Here is a 15,813-nt window from a genome sequence, read left to right on the forward strand (position 1 = left end):
GAGCTGAGACATGCAGAGAGAAACCGTATTCGACCTGATCGGCGTCGGCTTCGGGCCGTCGAATCTGGCGCTGGCCATCCGCCTCGAGGAACGGCGCGCGGCGCGCCCGTTCACCCATTGCTTCGTCGAGCGCCAGCCTGAATTCGGCTGGCATCGCGGAATGCTGCTCGACGACTGCCGGATGCAGATCTCGTTTCTGAAGGATCTCGTCACGATGCGCGATCCGACAAGCCGCTACACGTTCATCAACTACCTGTTCGAACGCGGCCGCCTGAACGAATTCGTCAACCTGAAGAACTTCTATCCGACCCGCGTCGAATTCCACGACTACTTGAGCTGGGTGGCCGAGGCGTTCGACGATAGCGTCCATTACAGCGAAACCGTCCTGGCGATCGAACCGGTACGCGGCGACGGCGAGAAGATCGACGTGCTGCGCGTGCTGTCGCGCGACGCGGCCGGCCACGAGCGCCAGCGCGTCACGCGCGCGCTGTCGGTCGGCGTCGGCGGCACGCCGGCGGTTCCGGACGCGTTCGCCGCGCTCGGCCGCGACCGCGTGATCCACTCGTCGTCGTACCTGACCGACATCGACCGGCTCGTCGCGTCGCCGGACGGTGAGCGCCGCCGCGTCGCGGTGATCGGCGCGGGGCAGAGCGCGGCCGAGGTGTTCATCGATCTGGCACGTCGTTTCCCGCATGTCGACGCGAGCCTCGTGATGCGCGCCGGCGCACTGAAGCCGGCGGACGACAGCCCGTTCGTCAACGAGATCTTCAGCCCCGAGTTCACCGATGTCGTCTATGCGCAGCCGCACGACGCGCGTCGCGCGCTGCTCGAGCGTTATCGCGACACGAACTACGCGGTGGTCGACCGGCCGCTGATCGAACAGATCTACGAAATGCTGTACCTGCAGCGCATCGACGGCACGCCGCGTCATGCGTTGCTCGCGAACAGCGCGATCGAGGCCGCGGTGCGCACCGCCGACGGCCGCATCGAGCTGACGCTGCGCGACCGGATGAGCGGCGACACGCGCGTCGAGCGCTTCGACGCACTCGTGCTGGCGACCGGCTATCGCCGCGACACGCATTCGGCGCTGCTCGAAGGGCTCGCGCCGCACCTGGGCGATGCGCTCGAGCGCGGCGACGTCACGCGCGACTACCTGCTCGCGACGCCCGAGCACTTCGCGCCGCGCATCTACCTGCAAGGCTGCTGCGAAGACAGCCACGGCCTGTCCGACACGCTGCTGTCGGTACTGGCGCGCCGCGCGGACGAAATCTGCGCGTCGCTCGAAGACGGGATCGCGCCCGCCCATGAAGAAGGCGCGGCCCGGGCAGCACAGGAAAAACGACAGGAAAACGGGGCGAGCGCGAGCCGGATGGCTTTCGCTCTTTGACAAAGGCGCGGTCGGAGACCGCATGAAAAAAGTGGAGCAGAGAAAGATGGAGTGGGCAACAGGCACGCGTTTGCGTGCGATCGCAGCCGCGGCGAGCGTGGCGTTCGGTGTGGCGGCAGGGCAGGCACATGCCCAGGCGGCGCCGGCCGTGAACGCAGGCGCAGCGGCGTCGGCCAGCAGTGCGCAGAACGGTGCGGCGGCGAGTGCGTCGGCCGGCACGCTGCCGACGATCAACGTCAACGCAGCCTCGGAAGGAGACGGTACGGTCGGGCTCGTCGCGAAGCGCAGCCGGACCGGCACGAAGACGGATACGCCGATCAACGAGATCCCGCAGACGATCAACATCGTCACCGCGCAGCAGATCGAGATGACCGGCGCGACCGACGTGAACGCGGCACTGCGCTACGTGCCGGGCTTTTCGTCGTACGGTTCGGACAACCGTTCCGACTGGTACTCGGCGCTGCGCGGCTTCACGCCGACCGCGTACGTGAACGGGCTGCAGGTGCCGAACACGATCAACCTGTCGAGCTGGCGCGTCGATCCGTACATGATCGACAGCATCAGCGTGCTGCGCGGGCCGACGTCGGTGCTGTACGGCGCGGGCGACCCGGGCGCGATCATCGACGTGCAGACCAAGCTCGCCGACGGCGAGCGCGTGCGCGAGGCCGGCGTGCAGATCGGCAACTACGCGCGCAAGCAGTTCATGATCGACGTCGGCGACAAGCTCGACCCGGACGGCAAGTACGCGTACCGGTTCGTCGGCGTCGCGCGTGACGGCAACGCGGTGACCGGCCCGAACAACGACCAGCGCGTCGCGCTCGCGCCGTCGTTCCGCTGGCGTCCGAACGCGGATACGTCGCTGACGCTGTCGGCCACCTATCTGCAGGACTGGGGCGACATCTCGTCGAACTTCCTGCCCGCGCAGGGGACGGTGCTGCCGAACCCGAACGGCCAGATCAACAAGGACATCTACGAGGGCGACGGGAACTTCAACTACTACCGCAAGAAGCAGTGGTCGGTCGGTTACCAGTTCGAGCAGAACCTGACGCCCGCCTGGACGTTCCGCCAGAACGTGCGCCTGATGCACCTGTCGCTCGACAACGGTTCGGTGTGGGGCGCCGGCTTCTCCGACGATACGCTGACCACCGTCAACCGGTGGGCCGGCGTGTTCCAGATGAACTACAGCCGCTTCGACATCGACAACAACGTCGAAGGCCGCTTCGCGACGGGCCCGCTGCAGCACACGCTGCTGCTCGGCTTCCAGTACAACCGCCAGACCGCAACGGACAGCGAATGGCTGGCCGCCGCGCCGACGCTGAACCTGTACAACCCGGTGTACGCGCCGGTCACGACGGCCGTGTTCTCCGATCCGAACACCACGTATCGCACGAACACGTACACGACGATGAACACGTTCGGCCTGTACGCGCAGGACCAGATCAAGTGGAACCGCTGGACGCTGACGCTCGGCGGCCGCGAGGACTGGGTCAACATGCGGATGGACGACCGCGCGGCCGGCACGTCGACGAAGGCGGACGTCACGGCATTCACCGGCCGCGTCGGCCTCACGTACCAGGGCGATTACGGGCTGTCGCCGTACGTCAGCTACGCGACGTCGTTCAACCCGCTGATCGGCGTGAACCTGCTCGGCGGTGGGCTGCCGCAGCCGACGCGCGGCAAGCAGATCGAGGCCGGCCTGCGCTGGCAGCCGCCCGGCAAGAACCTGATGCTGAACGCGGCGATCTACCAGATCAACCAGACCAACGTGATCACGCCGGCACTGCTGAGCCAGGACGATACCGGCACGAAGTCGGTGCAGACCGGCGAAGTGCGTTCGCGCGGGATCGAGCTGAGCGCGACCGGCAAGGTCACGCGCAACCTGTCGGTGATCGCGTCGTACGTGTACCAGGACGTGAAGAACGTGAAGGCCAACGACGTGTCGCTGAACAACTGGCCGGTCGACGTTCCGCGTCCGCGCCAGATGGCGTCGCTGTGGACCGACTGGACGTGGCACACGGGGCCGCTGGCGGGCTTCGGTCTCGGCGGCGGCATTCGCTACCAGAGCGCGTCGGCCGGTGGGGCCGACAACGCGCTGACGGTATCGAGCGTCACGCTGTTCGACGCGGGTGTGCACTACGACACGCGTAACTGGCGCTTCGCCGTGAATGGGACGAACCTGGCCAACCGCCACTACATCAGCGGTTGCCAGTCGACGAGCGTCTGCATTTTCGGCACCGACCGTACCGTGATCGCGACCGCGAAATACAACTGGTGACGTCGCGCGCCGCGGCCCGCCGGCCGGCCTTCGTGGCCGGCGCGGGCGGGCCGCGGCGCCTTCGTCCGCTTTTCCACGACGTATCCATGCCGAAGAAAAATCTCGTCTACATCCAGTCGCTGCGCAACGGCGCGGCCGATCGTGCCGGTCAGCCGGTCGCTTATCAGGGCGGCACGCGCTACATGAAGGCGCCGCTCGAATATCTCGTCGAACGCCTGAACGACTCGCCGCTCGGCGAACGCTACACGCTCAAGGGTGTGATCGTCGACGACGACGACGGTTCGCCGGTCGACCGCGCGAAAGTCGCCGATTACGGCTTCGCCCGTACGCCGGGCCGCCCGTGGATCCTGCCGGAAGGGTTGGCGGTGCAGGGCCGGCCGGTCGACGAACTGTTCTGCTCGATTCCGTCGACGTACCGGCGGCTGCCCCGCGACGCAAGCGAGCGCGCTGCGGCCAAGCAGGCGTTCGAACGCCGCCTGCTCGAGCGTCTGCTCGAACTCGACGCCGACGTCGTCGTGCTCGACGGGCTGCTCGTGATCCTCGACGAACTCGTGCGGCCCGGCGCGCGCTTTCACCGGCGCATCGCCAACATCCACCCGGGCATCACGGCCGACGGTTCGCCGTTCCAGCGGCGCGGCGCGTGGGCGACGCTCGACGCGCTGCACGGCGCGCGCGGCGAACGGGTCGACTGGGCGAACGGCACGACGTCGTCCATCGAGCCCGTGATGATGACGGGCGCATCGTTTCACTACGTCGACAACGGCATCGACTCCGGCGAGGTGATCTGCGACGTGCTCGACACGCCGATCGCACCGGACGACACGATTCTCGAACTGCGCTGGAACAACTTCCAGCGCAGCCTGTTTCCGGCACTCGAGCGGGGGCTGCACGTCCTCGCCGACCGCCATGACGCGGGAGCACTGTGATGGAAGATACGCTGACGAAACCGGCCGGCGCCGCGGACGCCGTCGAAGGTGAAGTGGCCGCCGCACTCGACGGCGCCGCGCACGGGCAGGCGATGGCAGTCGTCGAGCACACGCTCGACGCGTGGCGGCCCGACGACTCGCCGGACGGTTTGCTCGCGGCGTTCGTCGCGCTGTTCAACACCGACACGCGCTACGACGCGGCGACGATCACGGTGCCGCTCGGCGGCGCCGATGCGGCGGCCGTTGCGTCGTATGTCGCGCGCGCGGTGCGCGAGGGCGTGATCGATGGCGCGCAGGTCGCCGGCGACACGCTGCGCGTCACCGTGTCGCGCGCGACGTTCTGGCAGAACCCGCGGCCGTGGCTGAAGGCGCCCGCGTCGGGCGGCATGCCGCTGCGCCATGTGATCACGAACGGCCACCGGCACCCGGTGCGGCCGCCGTCGCCGGCCGGCGAGATCTATGCACGCTACATGCCGCAGGTCGGGATGACATTCAGCCTGCGCACCGTCGACGTCGACGCGCACGCGGACCTGTTCAGCGGCTGGATGAATCTCGATCGCGTCGCGCATTTCTGGGACCAGCGCGGCACGCGCGACGAGCACGCGGCGTATCTCGCCGAGCGGCTCGCCGATCCGCACATGCACCCGATGATCGGCTATTTCGACGACACGCCGTTCGGCTATTTCGAGTTCTACTGGGCGAAGGAAGACCGTCTCGCGCCGTTCTACGACGCGCACGACTACGACCGCGGGCTGCACCTGCTGATCGGCGATTCGCGGTTCCAGAGCGCCGGCAAGCTGCATGCATGGTGGAGCGGGGTGCTGCACTACATGTTCGTTGACGAACCGCGCACGCAGCGTCTGGTGGGCGAACCGCGCGTCGATCACGTGCGGCATATCGCGTACATGCACCGGCTCGGGTTCTACACGCTGAAGGAGTTCGACTTCCCGCACAAGCGCGCGGCGCTCACCGTGATCGAGCGCGATACATTCTTCGACACTTTCCGGTTGCCGTGACGGCACGGGTGCCCGGTGCAGCGCGATGTCGCGCGCGGTGCCGTGGTCCGCGGGCATCGGCCGTCCGGGATATGGACCGCGCGGCCTGCGTCGTGAAGAATGGATCGCTCTCCTCACCGACGACAGGCCCGCGACATGGCAAAAACATCCGCGACAGCATGGGGCGCGACATCCGATTTACGTGCCCTCAAATTGACATATGCCAGCATATGCCTAGAATGGGCGCATCGTACTCCCATGGAGTGGCTCATGCGCACCGTTTCCATTTTCAAGAACGCTCGTAACCAGGCAATCCGCATCCCGAAGGACATGGAGTTCGAGGGGGTGACGGAACTCGAGATCCGCCGCGAGGGCGACACGCTGCTGCTGCGGCCCGTGCGGCCCACGTGGCTCTCGTTCGCGAGCGAACCGCCGGCCGACGCCGACTTCCTCGCCGAACGCCCGGCCGTCATCGAGTCCGGCCGCTTCGACCTGTCCGACGATGGCGCCGCACCGACGGGGTCCGACCAGTGACCACGCTCTACATGCTCGACACGAACATCTGTTCGTTCATCATGCGCGAGCGGCCGCCCGTGGTGCTGTCGCGGTTGCAATCGTGCGTCAATGCGCAGCACCGGATCGTCGTCTCCGCAATTACGTATGCCGAAATGCGATTTGGCGCGGTCGGCAGGAAGGCTTCACCGAAGCATGCGGAACTCGTGACGGCTTTTGTGTCGCGGCTGGATGGCGTGCTGTCGTGGGATACGGCGGCCGTCGATGCAACGGCCGCGATTCGTGCCGATCTCGCCGCGCGCGGCACGCCGATCGGCGCGAACGACGCGTCGATCGCCGGGCATGCGATCGCGGCCGGTGCGGTGCTCGTCACCCACAACAGCCGCGAGTTCGGCCGTGTCGCCGGATTGTCGCTCGAAGACTGGGCGGTCTGAGCGCGGCCGGGCATCGACACGATCGCGCTGCTGTTTCACAGCGGCGCGTCAAGCACGCGGCGCGGGTTCGTCAACGAGAAAGGCGTGACGGAACGCGTCGAGATACCGGTCGACGTCGTCGCTGAATTCACCGGGCAGCAACGAGAACGCGCGTGCCAGCAGATCCTGGCCGAGCGCGGCATAAGTCGCCTCGTCCGACAACAGCGCACGGATCGCATCGCGTGTTGGCGGCGAAGCAATGCGTTTCGCCTCTCGTGCGAGCAGCGCGGCAGCGGCGAGGCCCGGCTGGAACGCGTGCATTTCGAGCAGGTCCGGCGCGGCATCCCAGATACGTTCGCGATTGCCGGCGTCGTGAAAATTCCGCAGCAGGAACAGCAGGTCGTATGCGTCGCTGTTCTGGCGCGCACGCCGGTCCTTCCAGGCGAGCAGCTTCAGCAGCGCCAGTGCCGGCAGGCTGGCCACCGGCACCACGGTGTGCGCGTCTATCGACACGGGCTGTGCGGTGTCCACTGCTTCCTGAAACCCGAGCACGTTCAGCACGAAATCGCCGCCGGGCGGCCACGCGATCTCTCCCGGTGGCGTTTCGAGCGGCCCGAACGGCACGAGATCCAGCTCCGTGCGAAAGCCGTGAGCGCCGCTTTCGAACAGCAGTTTCTGCTGCTGTTTCGATGCGCGCGTGAACTGCCCGGTTGCGACGAGTGCCTCGACGAGTTGTGCGTGAAATGGCCAGCTCACCGCACACACTGCAACGTCGACATCTCTCGTCGCACGCACTGGCCGGATGCCGTGCACGTGCCACATCAGGATGTCGCGCGCAGTGGCGCCGGCCACCACGAACGCCGCGTCGAGGCGCGCGCAGGCCGAGCCGACGGCCTGCAGCAGCGCAACCGCCGCGGGCTCCAGCGGCCGGCGCGCGTCGACCTCAAGCGGGCGGATGGGCGAGGTATCGGTCATGGATACGATCGGCGATGGAGAGATTGCGACTGTCGCCGGACGCGACGAGATCCGCGTAGATCAGCAGCGGCGGCACGATCGGTACTTCCTGCTCGCGCCAGCCAGACTCCGCCGACCGTGGCCAGAACGCTTCGACGATCTCGACATCGCCGCGCTCGTCCGGACGCAGGCGGCCCTGGAGCAGTAGCCGGTTCGACGCGGTGCTGTGCGTATAGACGGTGATCGTGGCCGGTTTCAGGTCGTGCGTCAGCAGGTCGGCTGCCGGCTCGCCGCCGAGCCGCGCATCGAATGCCGCGAAATCGAAGCCGCGCCACCAGTCGGGCGCGAGGCTGGCAAACCGGCGGCTCGGCAGTTTCGCGCGCAAGCGGCTCGGGTAGAGCGCGACCCATTCCTGCACGAAGCGCGGCCAGTCGGGCATCAGGCGCTCGCCGTTGCGGCGCTGCCCGACGAGGCCGCGCGCGATCAGATCGTCCATCGCGAGATTGACCGTACCGAGCGCGACGTCCGACGCGGCGGCGATCGCCCGGTACGGTTGTGCGACCAAGCCCGGCTGCGTCGCGAGTGCGAACATCACGGCCAGCCCCTTCGGCGTCGTCGCGCGCGATGCCTGTCGGCGCGGTGTGCGGGCGGGCTTCGGCCGGCCCGCGATCATCACGGTTGCTTCCGGCTGAATCAGGCATGCGTTGCCGGCGGTATCGAGAAACGGGATGCCCTGGTCGGTCAGGCCGGCGGCCAGTTCCGCCGAAAGATGCGGTGCGACCAGCATCAGCGGCCGTTCGCCGGGCACCGCGGTGCCGCCACGGCGGCGCAATTCCGCCAGCGCGCCCGCCAGCGATTCGACGCGCAGGCTCACGGCGACCGGCATCTCGAATGCCTGCCCGGCAACGTCGAAGCGGATCATGGCGTCGGCGCGCCCCTGGCAGGCGGCCGGCACGCGCACCGGCCGAGCGCGAAAGCGCCGGGTCGCGCTTTCGAACGCGGCACAGGCTTCGTCGAGCACGTGCTGTTCCGACACGGAGAGGGAGGGGTTAGCGGGCATCAAGGGGAATCGTGCGTTCACTTTTTATCAGCGTACACAAAAAATGTACAAGCGTCAAAAAGTGAACAAGTATTCGCAAGATATTGATGCATAGGCACTATTTCATGATTCTGAACGATAGTCACCGTGGCCCTCATGCGCAAGAGATCGATGGGTGGCGCACAGTTTTGCGCGTTCGGATCCTGCGCGGCAGTCGTCCGGATGGCCGGCTCGCGCTTGCTGCGCATCATGCTGGATATGGCAACTGACAGTTGCTACCACGACGACTTACCGTCTGCCTGGTTGCCGTCGAACCCACTATCCTTGCCTGCATATTCCCCACAGGACAGGAGACGACACCGTGACGCACAGCGTGATTCCCGCAGGCCTCGCCGACGAAATGATCGAGATCCGGCACCGCATCCACGCCCACCCCGAGCTCGGCTTCGAGGAATTCGCGACGAGCGACCTCGTCGCGGAGCAACTGCAGTCGTGGGGCTACACGGTGCATCGCGGGCTCGGCGGCACGGGCGTCGTCGCGCAGCTGAAGGTCGGCAACGGCACGCAGCGGCTCGGCCTGCGCGCCGACATGGACGCGCTGCCGATCCACGAGGCCACGGGCCTGCCGTACGAGAGCAGGATCGCCGGCAAGATGCACGCGTGCGGCCATGACGGCCACACCGCGATGCTGCTGGCGGCCGCGAAGCATCTTGCGCGCGAGCGCCGCTTCTCGGGCACGCTGAACCTGATTTTCCAGCCGGCCGAGGAAGGGCTCGGCGGCGCGAAGAAGATGCTCGACGAAGGGCTGTTCGAGCTGTTCCCGTGCGACGCGATCTTCGCGATGCACAACATGCCCGGCTTCCCGACGGGCAAGTTCGGCTTTCTGCCGGGGTCGTTCATGGCGTCGTCGGATACGGTGATCGTCGACGTGCAGGGCCATGGCGGCCACGGGGCGGTGCCGCACAAGACGGTCGATTCGGTGGTCGTCTGCGCGCAGATCGTCATCGCGCTGCAGACGATCGTGTCGCGCAACGTGTCGCCTCTCGACATGGCGATCGTCACGGTCGGCGCGATCCACGCGGGCGAGGCGCCGAACGTGATTCCCGATCGCGCGCAGATGCGCCTGTCGGTGCGCGCGCTGAAGCCGGAGGTGCGCGACCTGCTCGAGACGCGCATCAAGGAAGTCGTGCATGCGCAGGCGGCCGTGTTCGGCGCGTCCGCGACGATCGACTACCAGCGCCGCTACCCGGTGCTCGTCAACGATGCGGAAATGACCGCGTTCGCGCGCAACGTCGCACGCGAGTGGGTGGGCGACGCGAACCTGATCGACGGGATGGTGCCGCTCACCGGCAGCGAGGATTTCGCGTTCCTGCTCGAGAAGCGGCCGGGCTGCTACCTGATCATCGGCAATGGCGACGGGGAGGGCGGCTGCATGGTGCACAACCCCGGCTACGATTTCAACGATGCGGCGTTGCCGACCGGCGCGTCGTACTGGGTGAAGCTGGCGGAGACTTTCCTGGTTTGACCGGGGAAACGACGCATACGGCGCGAGGCTGGGCATCGGCATGGTCGCCGCAGCAGCTGAGCGCCTGAAGTACCAAACTTTGGCAAATGATGGCCGCATTGAAAAGGAGGTGACTCATGTCGCGAAACACATCCGTTTCCCTGGGCGACCACTTTGCGGAATTCGTCGATGCTCAAGTGCAGTCGGGACAGTACGGTTCTGCGAGCGACGTCATACGAGTCGGTTTGCGATTTCTCGAGTCACACGAAACGCAAATGCGCGCGTTGCAGGAAGCGTTGCAGGCCGGTGACGCATCGGGAGCATCGGGAGCACCCGAGCCATTCGACAGCGAGGCCTTCCTGGCCCGCATGCGGGCGACGCATTCCCGATCCGAGCCCGGCATCGGTCAGCCTAGAACGCTTCCTTCCCCGCTGAACAACGCTACGACCACATCCTGATTCGACGGCCAGTACATATGCATGTAGGTCGCGACTATCGCGTCGTGGCAATAGACGGCTTCACCGCTGCCCGATGCACTGTCGGGGCGTACGGCGCGCGCGACTGGTTCCAGCGGCGTCGCGAGCCGAGAATAGTGGAACGTATGCCCACGCATCGTCCCGCTGCGTGTATCGAGCTGCTGCATGCCGAGCGCCGCGAACCGGCGCTGCATCGTCGCCTGACCCGGCAACAGCCCAAGCATCGGCGTCGTCACGCCGTCCACATCGGTCAGCGCGTCACACAGATACACCATCCCCCCGCATTCCGCGACGATCGGCCGGCCAGCCGCCGCGTGTGCGCGAATCGACCGTGCGGTCGTGGCGTTTCCCGTAAGCGTTGCCGCGTGCAACTCCGGATAGCCACCGGGAAGGAACAGCGCGTCGCAATCGTCCGGCACCGGTTCGTCGGCGAGCGGCGAGAAGAACCCCACTTCCGCACCGAGCGTCTCGAGCAACGCGAGATTCGCCGGATAGATGAACGAGAACGCCACATCGCGCGCCACCGCGATCCGCTTGCCGGCGAGCGCACGCGGCAGCGGCGCGGCTGCATCGGGTTCCGCGAACGCAACGGCCGGCGGCAACTCGGCAAGCGCCGTTTGCGCCAGCACGTCGGCCGCGCGATCGAGGCGCGCATCGAGATCGTCGATGTCGCTCGGCTGGTGCAGGCCAAGATGCCTTTCGGGTAAAGCGATGCCCGCATCGGCCGGCACGTGCCCGAGCCAGCGCAGGTCATCGGGCAGCGCCTGTTGCAGCAGTTCCGCGTGCCGCTCCGAGCCGACGCGATTCGCCAGCACACCGTGAAACGGCAGCCCCGGCCGGAACCGCGCGAGCCCGAACGCGATCGCCGCGAACGTCTGCGCCATCGACTTCGCGGAAATCACCGCGACGACCGGCACGCCGAACGCGGCCGCGAGGTCGGCACTGCTCGGCGTGCCGTCGAACAGCCCCATCACGCCTTCGATCAGGATCAGGTCGGCATCGCGCGCGGCATCGGCCAGCAGCGCACGGCAGCCGGCCTCGCCGACCATCCCGAGATCGAGCGCATGCACCGGTGCGCCGCTCGCGCGTTCGAGCAGCATCGGATCGAGAAAATCGGGCCCGGTCTTGAACACGCGCACGCGCCGGCCGAGCCGGCGGTGCAGCCGCGCGAGGCCCGCCGTCACCGACGTCTTGCCCTGGCCCGACGCGGGCGCACTGACGAACAGCGCGGGGCAGGCGAGCATGCTCAGAACTCCACGCCGCGCTGCGCCTTCACGCCTTGTTCCTTGTACGGATGCTTGACAAGCCGCATTTCGGTGACGAGGTCGGCCGCATCGATCAGCGCATCGGGCGCATGCCGCCCGGTCACGACGACGTGCACCGAGTCCGGACGTGCGGTGAGCGTCGCGAGCACTTCGTCGAGCGGCAGGTATTCGTACTTCAGCACCGTGTTCAGCTCGTCGAGGATCACCATCCGGTAGTCGCCGCTCTCGATCATCCGGCGCGCCTCGTCCCAGCCCTTGCGCGCGGTCGCGATGTCGGCGTCGCGGTTCTGCGTGTTCCACGTATAGCCGTCGCCCATCGTCACGAAATCGCATTCGGCCACCGCGCCGAGGAAGTCGCGCTCGGACGTGTGCAGCGCGCCCTTGATGAACTGCACGACGCCGAGCCGCATGCCGTGGCCGAGTACGCGCACGGCCATGCCGAACGCGGCCGTGCTCTTGCCCTTGCCGTTGCCGGTATTGACGATCAGCAGGCCCTTTTCGTTGACGGCGGCGGCCTGCTTCTTCTCGTGGCCCGCACGGCGGCGTTCGGTCATCCGTTGATGGGATTCGGCGTCGGTTTTCATCGGATTCGTCCTGTCGAAAGAAAGCGAAACAAAAGGGTTCAGAGCGGGCCGGCGAGTGCGACCGTCACGCCGTCCCGGATGGATTTGGGGCCGAGCAGGCGGCCGTTCGGCGCCGCGAGCTGCGCGCACGGCTCGGCCACGCCCGCGACGCCGAAGCGGGCGAGCGCGGCGTCCGACGGGCCGCTCGCGGCGAGTTCGGGGCGGCTCGCAAGTTGCGCCGCGTCGAATGCGACGAGCGGCCAGCCGCGTCGCGCGCACAGCGTGCGCAGCGCGCGGGCACGCGCCTTGTCGGCGAGCGTGGCAATGAGCGCGGGTTCGGCGGCCGGGTACCGCGCGAGCGCCGCGCGGATCGCGGCATCGAGTTGCGCGGCCGTCACGCCTGCGCGGAAACCGACGCCGAGCGCGACGCGCATCATGCGCCGCTGCCGAGTGCGGCACGTACCGCGGGATCGTCGGCGAACGCCGCGACGCGGCCGATCACGACGATCGCCGGTGAACCGATGCCGGCCGTGCCGACGCGTTCGACGAGCGTGTCGAGCGTCGCGAGCACGTGCCGCTGTTCGGGGCGCGTCGCGTTCTCGATCGCCGCGCACGGCGTATCGCCGGGCAGACCACCTTCACGCAGCGCCGCAGCAATCGCGTCGAGCCTGCGGATGCCCATGTAGACGACGATCGTCATGCGCGTGGCCGCGAGCGCACGCCAGTCGGGTTCGTCGGCGCCCGCGCCGTGGCCCGTGACGAAGATCACGCCCTGCGCGTCGCCGCGCTGCGTGACCGGAATGCCGATCGCGGCCGGCGCGGCGATGCCCGCGGTGACGCCGTTCACGACCTCGACCGGGAATCCCGCCGCACCGAGTGCGGCCAGTTCCTCGCCGCCGCGACCGAACACGAACGGATCGCCGCCCTTGAGTCGCGCGACGCTGCGACCCGCGCGCAGATGCACGAGCATCGCGGCGACGATCGTCTCCTGCGGTGTCGATGCATGTCCGCCACGCTTGCCGACGTGCTCGATGTGCGCATCGACGCGGGCATGGCGCAGCACGTCGGGGTTCACGAGATCGTCGACGAGCAGCACGTCCGCCGCGCCGATCGCGTGGACGGCCTTGAGCGTCAGCAGGTCGGCGTCACCGGGGCCGGCGCCGATCAGCCACGCGCGGCTCATCGGGCGCGGCACGGCGCGCACCGTGTCGTAACAGTGGAACAGGGCAGGCGGGCGGCACGGCGGCGGCCAGCAGACAGGTCAAGCATGACGGATCGAGCGAAGCCCGCGCGGACGCGGGCGGAATGCGCACCCCATCCGTCCCCCGCGGATCGGGCGTTCGGCGAGCGTCGGGCTCGCCCCTTGCGTCGGCCGGTATCCGGGCTGGCCGCTTGCCAGGCCGCAGCCTTCCCGCCCGGCTGAAGGGCAGTGGCATCGTGGGCGGCATGGGCGCGTGCGCGGGGAAGCGCATCGCGCGGGCGGCGTACCGTTGCGGGGACAGCACAGGCCGGGCGGTGGTCCGCCTCCTGTTTCCCGTTTAACTGCAGGCGCGGAATGCGCATGCGAGCACCGAACGCGGCGCATACGATAGCACAGGCGTTGCGGCGCACGGCTGCGCGTCCGGCGCTCTCCGCGGTCGGATCAGCGTGATGGGAAACACCCGTGCCGCGCGCCTAGCGATACAGGATCTGCCGCTTCAGATCCTTCGAGATGCTGCGCGCGGCGTCTGCCCACGCGGCGAGCTTCGCGCCGCTGCACACGTTGCTGCCGAGGTTGCGATCGAGCACGCGCGTCACGTCGACGGTCCGGCCTTCACGGTGATAAGTGGACTGATAGGCGATTTCCCCGACTCGTACGGAGACGTCCGGCGGGATTGCGAGCAGGTGGGCGTCGGCCGGCAATGTGATCCGGTAGTGCTCCTCGAGCCGCGTTCCGGCACATACGCCTTCAAATACCTTGCTTTTCTCCTGGAGCACGAAATCGGCGAAGCTCCGGATCTGACCGAAGTTGGGCAGCGACGGGATCGCAAATGCCGCGGGGCCGGGCATCAGCGCCAACTGGTTCAGATCGCCGTGCAATGCGATCGAGAACGGCTGGTCGAGGTCGTCGAGATGACGCGGGCTCATCTGCAACTCGCCCGCGAGGCCGTAGCGGCGCAGCATCTCGTCGGCAAGCCGCTTCGGCTGGACGTGGATGAACATCTGGCGCGCCCGCTGGACTTCCTGGCCGTCGAGCGTGATGTCGCCCGTCATCGTCGCATTGCCGTCACGATCGAGATCGACCGCATAAGCCAGCAATGAGCGGCTGTTGTGGCCGTTCTGCGGCGGCGTGACGATCAACTGGCCGGTCGAGGTGTCGAGCGCGGGCTTGCCGCTCGCCTCGAACTGCAGTGCGCCGAACGGCAGCACGCCGACCGTGGTGTCGGCAAACACGTCGAATTCCGGCAGCCATACGATCGCATGATTGAACGTCAGGACATCGGGTACGGCCGGCAACCGATAGCGGTTGCCGAGATTGACCAACACGGTATGGCTCTCGATGCCCTTTGCATCGAGCAGGGCGGACAGCAGCGTCGCCTGATCCTTGCAGTCGCCGTAGCGGTTGGCGAGAACCGTGTCGGCGCGATGCGGAACGACCGGCCCGGCGCCGAAATACACGCCGACATAACGGATGTTGCGTGCGACCCACGCGTATAACCGCATCGCCTGTTGGCGCCGATCCGCGATCCCGGTGGTCAACTAATTTGCGAGCTGGCGGATCGCGTCGTCCTGCTGCTGCTGATCGAACGCGCGGATATGGTAGGCGTGGGCGATTTCCGCGTAGCCGGAGAAGTTGCTCGCGATGAAGACGGGGCCGATATCCGTCCACGCCACCGTGTTCGCTTGCTCGTCGAGCGGGCCGGACGGCGGCGTTTCGTAATGATAGGAACGGAGCCGGCGTCCGTCGCGGGACGCGTCGGCCGATTGATGCATGCCACGCGCGTCGATCGCGACCGGCATGTCGTCCGGCGTGTCGAGCGTGACGTTCGCCGAGCGATAGTCCTCGATCGGCGGAAACGAGAGCTGCACGCTGAATTTGCCGGGAAACAGCGTGTCGGTGTCGGCCAGCGTGTACGACAGCCGGATCGAATCGCCTTTTGCGAGCGCGGGAAACGTGACGATACGCAAATGCTCTGCACTGAATTGCGGCGCGGCGATCGCGACGGGTGCCGGACGATCGAAGATGCCCTGTGCAGCATCGACCGAAACCGTCGAGCCGTCGGCATGTACCGTCTGCGCCGAATTGACGTCAACCTTCGCGAACTGTGCGTTGTACGACAGCACATACTGGCCGAAGCGGGCGATCGCCGCATCCGTCAGCAACTTGATCGACAGATCGACCTTGATCACGCGTTTGCCGGATGGGTCGACCGTGATCAGGTTGTCGCATCGTTCGATCCGGTAGTCCGCCGCGAACGCAATCGAAAGCTGGAGCATCAGCAGAGCCGCAATTCCGTAGCGTG

At 67.3% G+C, this 15,813-nt stretch carries 15 protein-coding genes, 1 pseudogene and 1 riboswitch; of the genes and pseudogenes, 8 read left to right on the forward strand and 8 right to left on the reverse strand.

Going from position 1 to position 15,813, the window contains the following annotated elements; all coding sequences use genetic code 11:
* Positions 1 to 10: 10 nt before the first annotated feature.
* The 6 genes from BCEP18194_RS14065 (at position 11) to BCEP18194_RS14090 (ending at position 6,530) form a co-directional block, all read left to right on the forward strand.
* A complete protein-coding gene (locus tag BCEP18194_RS14065; RefSeq protein WP_011351943.1) occupies positions 11 to 1,387 on the forward strand; it encodes a lysine N(6)-hydroxylase/L-ornithine N(5)-oxygenase family protein in 1,377 nt (458 codons plus the stop codon).
* Positions 1,388 to 1,409: 22 nt separating this feature from the next.
* A complete protein-coding gene (locus BCEP18194_RS14070) occupies positions 1,410 to 3,662 on the forward strand; it encodes a TonB-dependent siderophore receptor (protein WP_011351944.1) in 2,253 nt (750 codons plus the stop codon).
* Positions 3,663 to 3,748: 86 nt separating this feature from the next.
* Positions 3,749 to 4,588 carry a formyltransferase family protein gene (locus tag BCEP18194_RS14075; protein ID WP_011351945.1) on the forward strand — a complete coding sequence of 280 codons (840 nt, stop codon included), beginning with the start codon at positions 3,749 to 3,751 and terminating at the stop codon, positions 4,586 to 4,588.
* Positions 4,588 to 5,604, forward strand: coding sequence for a GNAT family N-acetyltransferase (locus BCEP18194_RS14080; protein WP_011351946.1), 1,017 nt, complete (start codon positions 4,588 to 4,590; stop codon positions 5,602 to 5,604). The genes BCEP18194_RS14075 and BCEP18194_RS14080 overlap by 1 nt, the downstream gene beginning before the upstream one ends.
* Before the next feature lie 249 nt (positions 5,605 to 5,853).
* Positions 5,854 to 6,117, forward strand: a complete 264-nt coding sequence (gene vapB / locus BCEP18194_RS14085; RefSeq protein ID WP_011351947.1) for a type II toxin-antitoxin system VapB family antitoxin — start codon at positions 5,854 to 5,856, stop codon at positions 6,115 to 6,117.
* The gene (locus BCEP18194_RS14090) at positions 6,114 to 6,530 is read left to right on the forward strand and encodes a PIN domain-containing protein (protein ID WP_011351948.1); all 417 of its coding nucleotides are present in this window, start codon (positions 6,114 to 6,116) and stop codon (positions 6,528 to 6,530) included. The genes vapB and BCEP18194_RS14090 overlap by 4 nt, the downstream gene beginning before the upstream one ends.
* 48 nt (positions 6,531 to 6,578) lie before the next feature.
* Here the strand turns inward: BCEP18194_RS14090 and BCEP18194_RS14095 are convergent, their stop codons facing one another.
* Both BCEP18194_RS14095 and BCEP18194_RS14100 read right to left on the reverse strand, forming a co-directional pair.
* Positions 6,579 to 7,484 carry a nucleotidyl transferase AbiEii/AbiGii toxin family protein gene (locus BCEP18194_RS14095; protein ID WP_011351949.1) on the reverse strand — a complete coding sequence of 302 codons (906 nt, stop codon included), beginning with the start codon at positions 7,482 to 7,484 and terminating at the stop codon, positions 6,579 to 6,581.
* The gene (locus BCEP18194_RS14100; RefSeq protein ID WP_011351950.1) at positions 7,453 to 8,523 is read right to left on the reverse strand and encodes a type IV toxin-antitoxin system AbiEi family antitoxin; all 1,071 of its coding nucleotides are present in this window, start codon (positions 8,521 to 8,523) and stop codon (positions 7,453 to 7,455) included. Before BCEP18194_RS14100 ends, BCEP18194_RS14095 begins: the two co-directional genes overlap by 32 nt.
* A 340-nt stretch (positions 8,524 to 8,863) precedes the next feature.
* On the opposite strand from BCEP18194_RS14100, the gene BCEP18194_RS14105 reads away from it, so the two are divergent.
* Entirely contained in the window at positions 8,864 to 10,027 is a 1,164-nt protein-coding gene (locus tag BCEP18194_RS14105) for a M20 aminoacylase family protein (RefSeq protein WP_011351951.1), read from the forward strand.
* Between the two features lie 116 nt (positions 10,028 to 10,143).
* Positions 10,144 to 10,392, forward strand: a pseudogene (locus tag BCEP18194_RS39645) (type II toxin-antitoxin system ParD family antitoxin); the annotation flags it as partial.
* 20 nt (positions 10,393 to 10,412) lie between these two features.
* On the opposite strand, the gene BCEP18194_RS14110 reads toward BCEP18194_RS39645, so the two are convergent.
* The 6 genes from BCEP18194_RS14110 to BCEP18194_RS14135 form a co-directional block, all read right to left on the reverse strand.
* Positions 10,413 to 11,726 (reverse strand): cobyrinate a,c-diamide synthase, encoded by a 1,314-nt coding sequence (locus BCEP18194_RS14110; protein WP_011351953.1) that lies wholly within the window; start codon positions 11,724 to 11,726, stop codon positions 10,413 to 10,415.
* A gap of 2 nt (positions 11,727 to 11,728) precedes the next feature.
* On the reverse strand, positions 11,729 to 12,331 hold the full coding sequence (cobO, locus tag BCEP18194_RS14115; protein WP_011351954.1) for a cob(I)yrinic acid a,c-diamide adenosyltransferase: 603 nt from the start codon (positions 12,329 to 12,331) through the stop codon (positions 11,729 to 11,731).
* 38 nt (positions 12,332 to 12,369) lie between these two features.
* Positions 12,370 to 12,747 carry a cobalamin biosynthesis protein gene (locus BCEP18194_RS14120; RefSeq protein WP_011351955.1) on the reverse strand — a complete coding sequence of 126 codons (378 nt, stop codon included), beginning with the start codon at positions 12,745 to 12,747 and terminating at the stop codon, positions 12,370 to 12,372.
* Complete coding sequence (gene cobA / locus BCEP18194_RS14125; RefSeq protein WP_011351956.1) at positions 12,744 to 13,493, reverse strand: uroporphyrinogen-III C-methyltransferase; 750 nt, start codon at positions 13,491 to 13,493, stop codon at positions 12,744 to 12,746. Before cobA ends, BCEP18194_RS14120 begins: the two co-directional genes overlap by 4 nt.
* Before the next feature lie 170 nt (positions 13,494 to 13,663).
* Positions 13,664 to 13,901, reverse strand: a riboswitch (cobalamin riboswitch).
* An 83-nt stretch (positions 13,902 to 13,984) separates the two neighbouring features.
* Positions 13,985 to 15,013 (reverse strand): transglutaminase-like domain-containing protein, encoded by a 1,029-nt coding sequence (locus tag BCEP18194_RS14130; RefSeq protein ID WP_011351957.1) that lies wholly within the window; start codon positions 15,011 to 15,013, stop codon positions 13,985 to 13,987.
* Positions 15,014 to 15,049: 36 nt separating this feature from the next.
* A complete protein-coding gene (locus tag BCEP18194_RS14135; protein ID WP_157687170.1) occupies positions 15,050 to 15,787 on the reverse strand; it encodes a DUF3857 domain-containing protein in 738 nt (245 codons plus the stop codon).
* Between the last annotated feature and the right edge of the window lie 26 nt (positions 15,788 to 15,813).

It is taken from the genome of Burkholderia lata, assembly GCF_000012945.1.
Classification (GTDB): domain Bacteria; phylum Pseudomonadota; class Gammaproteobacteria; order Burkholderiales; family Burkholderiaceae; genus Burkholderia; species Burkholderia lata.

What these genes read in the sequence shown, in the direction of transcription:
- BCEP18194_RS14065 (WP_011351943.1), top strand. Translation starts at nt 11, where the DNA reads ATGCAGAGAGAAACCGTATTCGACCTGATCGGCGTCGGCTTCGGGCCG.
- BCEP18194_RS14070 (WP_011351944.1), top strand. Translation starts at nt 1,410, where the DNA reads ATGAAAAAAGTGGAGCAGAGAAAGATGGAGTGGGCAACAGGCACGCGT.
- BCEP18194_RS14075 (WP_011351945.1), top strand. Translation starts at nt 3,749, where the DNA reads ATGCCGAAGAAAAATCTCGTCTACATCCAGTCGCTGCGCAACGGCGCG.
- BCEP18194_RS14080 (WP_011351946.1), top strand. Translation starts at nt 4,588, where the DNA reads ATGGAAGATACGCTGACGAAACCGGCCGGCGCCGCGGACGCCGTCGAA.
- vapB (WP_011351947.1), top strand. Translation starts at nt 5,854, where the DNA reads ATGCGCACCGTTTCCATTTTCAAGAACGCTCGTAACCAGGCAATCCGC.
- BCEP18194_RS14095 (WP_011351949.1), bottom strand. Translation starts at nt 7,484, where the DNA reads ATGACCGATACCTCGCCCATCCGCCCGCTTGAGGTCGACGCGCGCCGG.
- BCEP18194_RS14100 (WP_011351950.1), bottom strand. Translation starts at nt 8,523, where the DNA reads ATGCCCGCTAACCCCTCCCTCTCCGTGTCGGAACAGCACGTGCTCGAC.
- BCEP18194_RS14110 (WP_011351953.1), bottom strand. Translation starts at nt 11,726, where the DNA reads ATGCTCGCCTGCCCCGCGCTGTTCGTCAGTGCGCCCGCGTCGGGCCAG.
- cobO (WP_011351954.1), bottom strand. Translation starts at nt 12,331, where the DNA reads ATGAAAACCGACGCCGAATCCCATCAACGGATGACCGAACGCCGCCGT.
- BCEP18194_RS14120 (WP_011351955.1), bottom strand. Translation starts at nt 12,747, where the DNA reads ATGATGCGCGTCGCGCTCGGCGTCGGTTTCCGCGCAGGCGTGACGGCC.
- cobA (WP_011351956.1), bottom strand. Translation starts at nt 13,493, where the DNA reads ATGAGCCGCGCGTGGCTGATCGGCGCCGGCCCCGGTGACGCCGACCTG.
- BCEP18194_RS14130 (WP_011351957.1), bottom strand. Translation starts at nt 15,013, where the DNA reads ATGCGGTTATACGCGTGGGTCGCACGCAACATCCGTTATGTCGGCGTG.
- BCEP18194_RS14135 (WP_157687170.1), bottom strand. Translation starts at nt 15,787, where the DNA reads ATGCTCCAGCTTTCGATTGCGTTCGCGGCGGACTACCGGATCGAACGA.